Source organism: Halochromatium sp., from assembly GCF_054919635.1.
This window is the reverse complement of sequence record NZ_JBUDPI010000196.1, coordinates 1-6,914: the sequence shown is the minus strand read 5'-3', so window position 1 is coordinate 6,914 and position 6,914 is coordinate 1. Positions and strand designations below refer to the sequence as shown.

General features: G+C 63.0%; 7 protein-coding genes. 4 read left to right on the top strand and 3 right to left on the bottom strand.

Going from position 1 to position 6,914, the window contains the following annotated elements; all coding sequences use genetic code 11:
- Positions 1-73 precede the first annotated feature (73 nt).
- The 3 genes from ACY693_RS12200 to ACY693_RS12190 form a co-directional block, all read right to left on the bottom strand.
- The gene (locus ACY693_RS12200; RefSeq protein WP_462322099.1) at positions 74-1,174 is read right to left on the bottom strand and encodes a hypothetical protein; all 1,101 of its coding nucleotides are present in this window, start codon (positions 1,172-1,174) and stop codon (positions 74-76) included.
- Positions 1,175-1,186: 12 nt separating this feature from the next.
- Positions 1,187-2,269: an AI-2E family transporter gene (locus ACY693_RS12195; RefSeq protein WP_462322098.1), complete on the bottom strand. Its 1,083-nt coding sequence runs from the start codon at positions 2,267-2,269 to the stop codon at positions 1,187-1,189.
- Positions 2,270-2,359: 90 nt separating this feature from the next.
- Complete coding sequence (locus ACY693_RS12190) at positions 2,360-3,130, bottom strand: spermidine synthase (RefSeq protein WP_462322097.1); 771 nt, start codon at positions 3,128-3,130, stop codon at positions 2,360-2,362.
- Between the two features lie 195 nt (positions 3,131-3,325).
- Between ACY693_RS12190 and phbB the strand changes: the two genes are divergently transcribed.
- The 4 genes from phbB to ACY693_RS12170 all read left to right on the top strand — a co-directional run.
- A complete protein-coding gene (gene phbB / locus ACY693_RS12185; RefSeq protein WP_462322096.1) occupies positions 3,326-4,048 on the top strand; it encodes an acetoacetyl-CoA reductase in 723 nt (240 codons plus the stop codon).
- Positions 4,049-4,093: 45 nt separating this feature from the next.
- Positions 4,094-4,690 carry a hypothetical protein gene (locus tag ACY693_RS12180; protein WP_462322095.1) on the top strand — a complete coding sequence of 199 codons (597 nt, stop codon included), beginning with the start codon at positions 4,094-4,096 and terminating at the stop codon, positions 4,688-4,690.
- 196 nt (positions 4,691-4,886) lie between these two features.
- Positions 4,887-6,614: a proline--tRNA ligase gene (locus tag ACY693_RS12175; RefSeq protein ID WP_462322094.1), complete on the top strand. Its 1,728-nt coding sequence runs from the start codon at positions 4,887-4,889 to the stop codon at positions 6,612-6,614.
- 72 nt (positions 6,615-6,686) lie between these two features.
- Positions 6,687-6,914: hotdog family protein (locus ACY693_RS12170; protein ID WP_462322093.1), on the top strand; the 228-nt coding region annotated here is incomplete at its 3' end.

Sequence of the window (6,914 nt, the reverse complement as noted above, 5' to 3'; positions counted from 1 at the left end):
GAGCAGGGCTCCGAGCAGGGCGCCAGTCATCGCTTCGATAGAGGCTACATTGGCTCAAATCAGAGGCCCCAACTCAGCCGCCATCGCCATCGCCACTGGTCACATAGAGCTGCGGCGGCAAGCCCCGGACCAGGAGCGACTGAGGCCGACCATGACGGGTCAGCCGCGGGACAAACCCGAGCTCGCGTGCCACCTGACTCGCATCGCCACCGTTAACAAACCAGTCCACCCGCTCCGCAGCCTGCGCACGCATTGCTCGCAGTGCCGCGGAGATCAAGGCCCGCAGTGCCTCTCGGTCGCCGGGCAAGACCAGCAGATCGACCAACCTGGCGATCTGTCGCCCCTTCCGCTCCCAGACCTTAAACACGAGATAGCCGCGCAGCCCCTGGCCCTCGTCGAGGATCAGGGTCTGATACTGCGTGTCCGGATGCTCGCGGTAGTGCCACTGCAATACCGCGGCATCCCGCCGGGTGATTGCTGGATAGAGCTCGCAGGCGCGCTGCCAGAGCCGATCAAAGCGCCCATCGAACGGGTCATCAAAACGCTCGACGGCTCGGCTCGGCCTTGGTGGCAGGCGAATTGACAGGTCAGCAAAGGCCCCGCACAGGCTACCAATCCTGGGGCCTAGCCCGCGCATCAGTGGCGAGCGCAAGGAGACCCGACGCATCAGGTTACCGGCATCCGGCACATCGGAAAAACCGCGACGATACAGGAGCGTCATCATCGCCTCAGCAACATGCTTACCCAGTTGTCGCTCGCCCGTTTCGGGATGATCCACCAGTGCTGCGACAATCCCGTCCGGAAAGAGGCTCTGCTTGCGCCAACCCGCGCGCGCTGATGCCCTTAGGGCTTGCCGGGTCCAGCCCCAATGGATCCGCGCATCGGTTAGCCAGCAGGCATCGACCGGCTGTGCATCCATAAAGAGGGCGGCAGGCATGCAAGACAGATTGGCGATGATCTTGCCGCCCCAGACCGCAACCACCCCGCGATAGCCGGGCGCCTCAAGGCGGGGATCTTGATGCCACTGCCAATGCCAGCGCCGAGCCAGCGTCGCGGCCTTATCATCACCGGACGCACTGGCCATGAATGCGAGCAGTGCCTCTTTGTCGAGCTCATTGCCGGCACGCACCTGGATCGGCGCATCGCTCGGCACCAGTATCGCGGTCTGGGTCACAGATGCCTGTCGTCAGTCCTGTGCTGCCGGCGCCGGCATCCGCAGCCAGGCGAGGAACAGCTCATAGCCAAGCACCAGGATCACCGGACCGATGAATAGTCCGATGATGCCGGCGTTGAGCAGCCCGCCGATCGCACCGACGAAGATCACCGCCATCGGCACCTCCACACCCCGTCCGAGCAGCAATGGCTTGAGGATATTGTCGAGCGAGGCGACAAATGCGGACCAGATGGCGAACAGGATCGCGGTGGTCATGTCGGCGCTGTAGAACATGTAGAGGCTAACCCCCAATACGACCGGAAAGGCGCCGAGCTGAATGGTCGCAAAGATCATGATCAGCAACGCCCAGAGACCCGCTGCTGGAACCCCGGCAACCAGCATACCAACGCCACCCAACAGGGCTTGGATCAGCGCGATCCCGAGGATGCCGCGCGATACACTCCTGACCACAGACTCGGCCAGGCGAGCAAAACGGCGTCCCTGATCACCAGCGAGTCGTTGCGCAATCGCGTCCGAGAGGCGCCGCCCTTCGTCGCTCTTGGCCAGCAAGATCGCTGCAATCACGATCGCAATCAGCAGATGCACCACGCCCATACCAGCATTGGCGGCGAAGCTCAGCACCCGTGCGCCGATCTTTTGCAGCTGCGGCTGGAGCGTCTTCACCGCCTCCTCCAGATTCTCTGAGGCCTGGTTCCAAAACGCCTCGACCTCTTCCCCCACCAGTGGCACCGAGCTCAGGTCCGGTGATGGTGGGATCTCGAGACCACCCTGATGAATGGAATTCGAGACCATCGTCACGCCTTCCACCAACGTGCCACTGAGTAGCAAGACCGGCAGGATCAGCAACACCAGGGCAAGCAAGGTAAACACCGCGGAGGCGATCGTGCGGCGCTGGCCGAGCAGACGGAGCAGTTGGAAGTAACCAGGCCATGCCGCAACCGCGATGATCAGCCCCCAGATGATCGGGATCAGGAACGGGTGCATGATCCAAACACAGAGTGCGATCATCAAGGCAACCAGGCTAAGACGAATCATCGTCTCCAAGGCGCGTCGGATCGGAATGCCGTCTTGGCTGCTTTCCGTTTCGTCAGTCATCGCCCGTGCCCCTTTGTCGATGTGCCGAACCAACCGAGTCGCCGCACGATAGGAGCAGGTGGCTCGAGGCCCACCCCTCGACCGGGACCGCTAGACAAGATCGTGATCTTCAAGCCGGAAGCCCAGTAGCTCGAGGATCAGACCGGTGGCCGCGCCACCGAGCATCCCGCCAAGCGCACCTGTGGGCACCTGGCGCAAGACCTGATCGACCACCGAGCGCTCGCCGCTGAACAGCACGGGCGTTGTCATGCCCGCCATCAGCCAGACCGCCGCGCCAACCACCGAGGCGATCAACCCCGCAACCAACGGCGCCGCCAGGCTGTCCGGTAGCCAGCCATGGCAGGCCTGAACGATCCAATGCTCATTAAGCTGGAACAGCGTGCCAACAATCGCGACGACGCCAGCCGCCATCACGAAGGGTCCGACGGCAACTTGCAGGGTCGTCATCACCACCACCAGTGCCAAGCCAGCTCCAAAGCCCGCAAGCATCCCGGTCAGCGTCTCCGCCAATGGCCGCGCATTGCGCCGTCCGGTCCACGCAAAGAAGGCCCCAGCTGCAACACCACTGCCACCAGCGATGAGCGTGATCATGGCCAGGCTAATCGTCTGACCAGAGGTCACCAGATAGCCGATCGACGCCAAGACACCGGCTGCGGCACCGACCAAGGCCAAGGGCATCGCACTGTAAAAAGCAGCGGTGGTCATCGCAGCGGTCACAGCGCCGACCACCAATGGCTGCCAGCCGCTGAGGCCGAGCAAGATCAATACTTCATGCAGGCCGATAAACAGGCCGCCGAACAGGGCTCCGGCCAGAGTCCAAACCAACAAGGATACGATGATCGCGAAAAAGCGGTCTCTCAAGGCAGCAACTCCTCCAAGCGTTCTTGTTCTATCACCCCATTCTAGCCCGATGCGAACCTCGCGTCGCCGCGAAACCCGACTCCAGTCTGAGGTACTATGCCCTGCTACTAAGACAGGCGTGCGGCCACAGTCAAATGACTGGGCTCAGGTGCGCAGCACAATGACCACGCAAAACAATAGAGGAGCGACAGCGAGATGACGAGAACAGCACTGGTCACCGGCGGTACCCGCGGCATCGGCGAAGCGATCTCCGTCGCTCTCAACGATGCCGGCTATCAGGTCGCTGCCGTATATGGTGGCAATGATCAGGCCGCCCAGGCCTTCAGCGAGCATACCGGTATCCCGGCCTACAAATTCGACGTGTCCGATTTCGACGCCGTTGCCGACGGCGTTAAGCGCATCGAGCAGGATGTTGGTCCCATCGATGTGCTGGTGAACAACGCCGGCATCACCCGCGACGGCACCTTGCACAAGATGCGCCCTGATCAGTGGCAGCGGGTCATCGATACGAACCTGGGCTCTTGCTTCAACTGCGCGCGGGCGGTGATCGATGGCATGCGTGAGCGCGCATTCGGGCGCATCGTCAACATCGGCTCTATCAACGGTCAGGCCGGCCAATATGGCCAAGTCAACTATGCCGCGGCCAAGTCTGGCATTCATGGCTTCACGAAGGCGCTCGCACAAGAAGGTGCGACCAAGGGCATCACCGTCAACGCGGTCGCGCCTGGCTATGTGGATACCGAGATGGTGCGTGCGGTCCCAGCCAATGTGTTGGAGAAGATCATCGCCCGTATCCCGGTCGGACGCCTCGGCAAGCCCGAGGACATCGCCCGCGCGGTGCTCTTCCTAGTCGCCGACGAGGCAGGCTTCATCACCGGAGCCACGCTTTCAGTGAACGGCGGACAGCATATGTATTGAACCGGAGGCACACCTATGCATGCTCGCTCCGCCACTCCTAGCAGAATGAAGGCGATGATCCTGGTCGCCTGCGCGGTCTTGTCGCCCATCGCCGCACAGGCCGACCCAGTGCTCGATCAGATCGATGCTGCGCGCCGCGCCTACGAGGCCGGAGAGACCGGGGTCGCGATCGAGGCGCTGAACCTTGCCATCATCGACATCCAGCAACAGCAAACCGAAAAGCAGCTCCAACTATTCCCGGAACCATTACCAGGCTGGACCGCGGACCAAGCCGGGGCCGAAGCAACGGGGTTCATGGCTGCGCTGACAGGTAAGGTCCTGAGCCGCACCTACCAGCAAACCGAAACCGGCGCAGAGCTTGTCATGACCATCAGTGCCAACTCGCCCTTTCTGGGCTTCATCAGCGGACTGATGCAAACCCCATTGTTCATGCAAGGGGCCGATGGCCTCGGTGCCTATGTCCATCAAGGCTATCGCGGGCTGCTTGAGCCGCAGGAGAACGGCGCGACCAAGCTCTCGCTGGTCATCGGCAACAGTATCCTGCTGCAGCTCGAGGGACGCCAAGGCGCCGATGCAGATACCCTGGAGGCCTATCTGAATGCGATGGATCTCAAGGCCTTAGAACAGGCCTTCGACAGCTGATGGCGCTCACTTGAGGCTCAACCTGAAGCCAGACCCAGAGCCAGCGCTCGCATTGCGCCCCTGCATCGGGCGCTGCTCTGGTCCATCGATCGCATCAGCTGGTTGAGGCCGCCAGTCCAGCGCCTCGACCAAGGCTGTTGTCCAACCCCTGCTGCGCCGATAGACTTCGGCGCTTTGCCCCCGAGCTCTACCGCCCATGCGTACCTCAGATTTTCCGCTGAACACCGTCAAGGAGACGCCGGCCGACGCCGAGATCGCCAGTCATCAGCTCATGCTGCGTGCCGGGATGATCCGCAAGCTGGCAGCAGGGCTCTACACCTGGCTGCCACTCGGCCTGAGGGTGCTGCGTAAGGTCGAGCGCATCGTCCGTGAGGAGATGGACCGCGCCGGCGCGCTTGAGGTCTCGATGCCGGCCGTGCAACCGGCCGAGCTCTGGCAGGAATCCGGGCGCTGGGAGCACTACGGGCCGGAGCTACTGCGCCTCAAGGATCGCCATCAGCGTGAATTCTGTTTCGGCCCGACGCACGAGGAGATTATCACCGAGCTGGCGCGCAATGAGCTGCGCAGCTACAAGCAGCTCCCGATCAATTACTATCAGATCCAGACCAAGTTCCGCGACGAGATCCGCCCGCGCTTCGGCGTCATGCGCGCGCGCGAGTTCCTGATGAAGGACGCCTACTCCTTCCACGTCGATCAAGACTCGTTGGCCGACACCTATGCCCGGATGTACGAGGCCTATAGCCGCATCTTCAAGCGCTGCGGTCTCGATTTTCGCGCCGTACAGGCCGACACCGGCGCGATCGGCGGCAACGCCTCGCATGAGTTCCACGTCCTAGCGGACTCCGGCGAGGATGCGATCGCCTTCTCGACCCAGAGCGATTATGCGGCCAATGTCGAACTAGCCGAGGCACTCGCACCGGCAGAGGCCGCCCCGGCGCCAAGCGAGGCGCTGCGCCTCGTCGACACCCCAGATGCGAAGACCATCGCCGACCTGGTCGAGGGCTTCAGTCAACCGATCGAGCGCACGGTCAAGACCCTCGTCGTCGCCGGTGCCGACCCCGAGACCGGCGCTGAGCAGGGTCTGGTCGCCCTGCTGGTCCGTGGCGACCACGAGCTGAACCCGATCAAGGCGGAAAAGCTCGCGCCGGTCGCAAGTCCACTGCGCATGGCCACCGAAGAGGAGATCCGCGCCGCGATCGGCGCCGGTCCCGGCTCGCTCGGACCCAAGGAGCTGCCGATCCCCTGTATCGTCGATCGCACCGTCGCTGTCACGGCGGACTTCAGCGCCGGCGCCAACCAAGATGGCAAGCACTGGTTCGGACTCAACTGGGATCGCGACCTGCCGCTGCCCGAGGTCGCTGATCTTCGCAGCGTGATCGAGGGCGACCCCAGCCCAGACGGCCAGGGCCAGCTCACCATCGCCCGCGGCATCGAGGTCGGCCACATCTTCCAGCTCGGGCGCAAGTACAGCGAGTCAATGAAGGCCGTGGTGCTTGATGAGTCCGGCAAGGCCGTGACCATGACCATGGGCTGCTACGGCATCGGTGTCTCACGTGTGGTCGCCGCCGCTATCGAGCAGCACCACGACGAGCGCGGGATCTGCTGGCCGACGACGATTGCGCCGTTCGAGGTCGCATTGCTGCCGATGAAGTTGGGCAAGTCCTTCCGCGTGCGCGAGGCCGTTGACGATCTCTATCAGCGGATGAAGGCGGTCGGCATCGAGGTCTTGCTCGACGACCGCGACGCTCGCCCCGGCTTCATGTTCGCCGATATGGAGCTGATCGGCATCCCCCATCGCGTCGTCATCGGGGATAAGCATCTCGATGACGGCAAGGTCGAATACAAGGGTCGGCGCGACGCCGAGATGCAGCTGATCGCACTCGATGAGATCGTCCCCTTCCTCGAGCGCAAGCTGGCCCCCTGAGCACGACTGCACGACTGCACGACTGCTTGCCGGCCACTGCCTCGCCCCACTGAGACGGAAACCAGACCTAGAATGAGTAGAACCGAATCCTTCGATCGCGAGCAGCTGCTCGCCTGCGGCTATGGCGAGATGTTCGGGCCCGGCAATGCCCAGCTGCCGGTGCCGAACATGCTGATGATGGATCGCGTGATCCGTATCGCCGACTATGGCGGCGAGTACGGCAAGGGCGAGATCATCGCCGAGCTCGACATCAAGCCCGAGCTCTGGTTCTTCGGCTGTCACTTCCCGGGCGACCCGGTC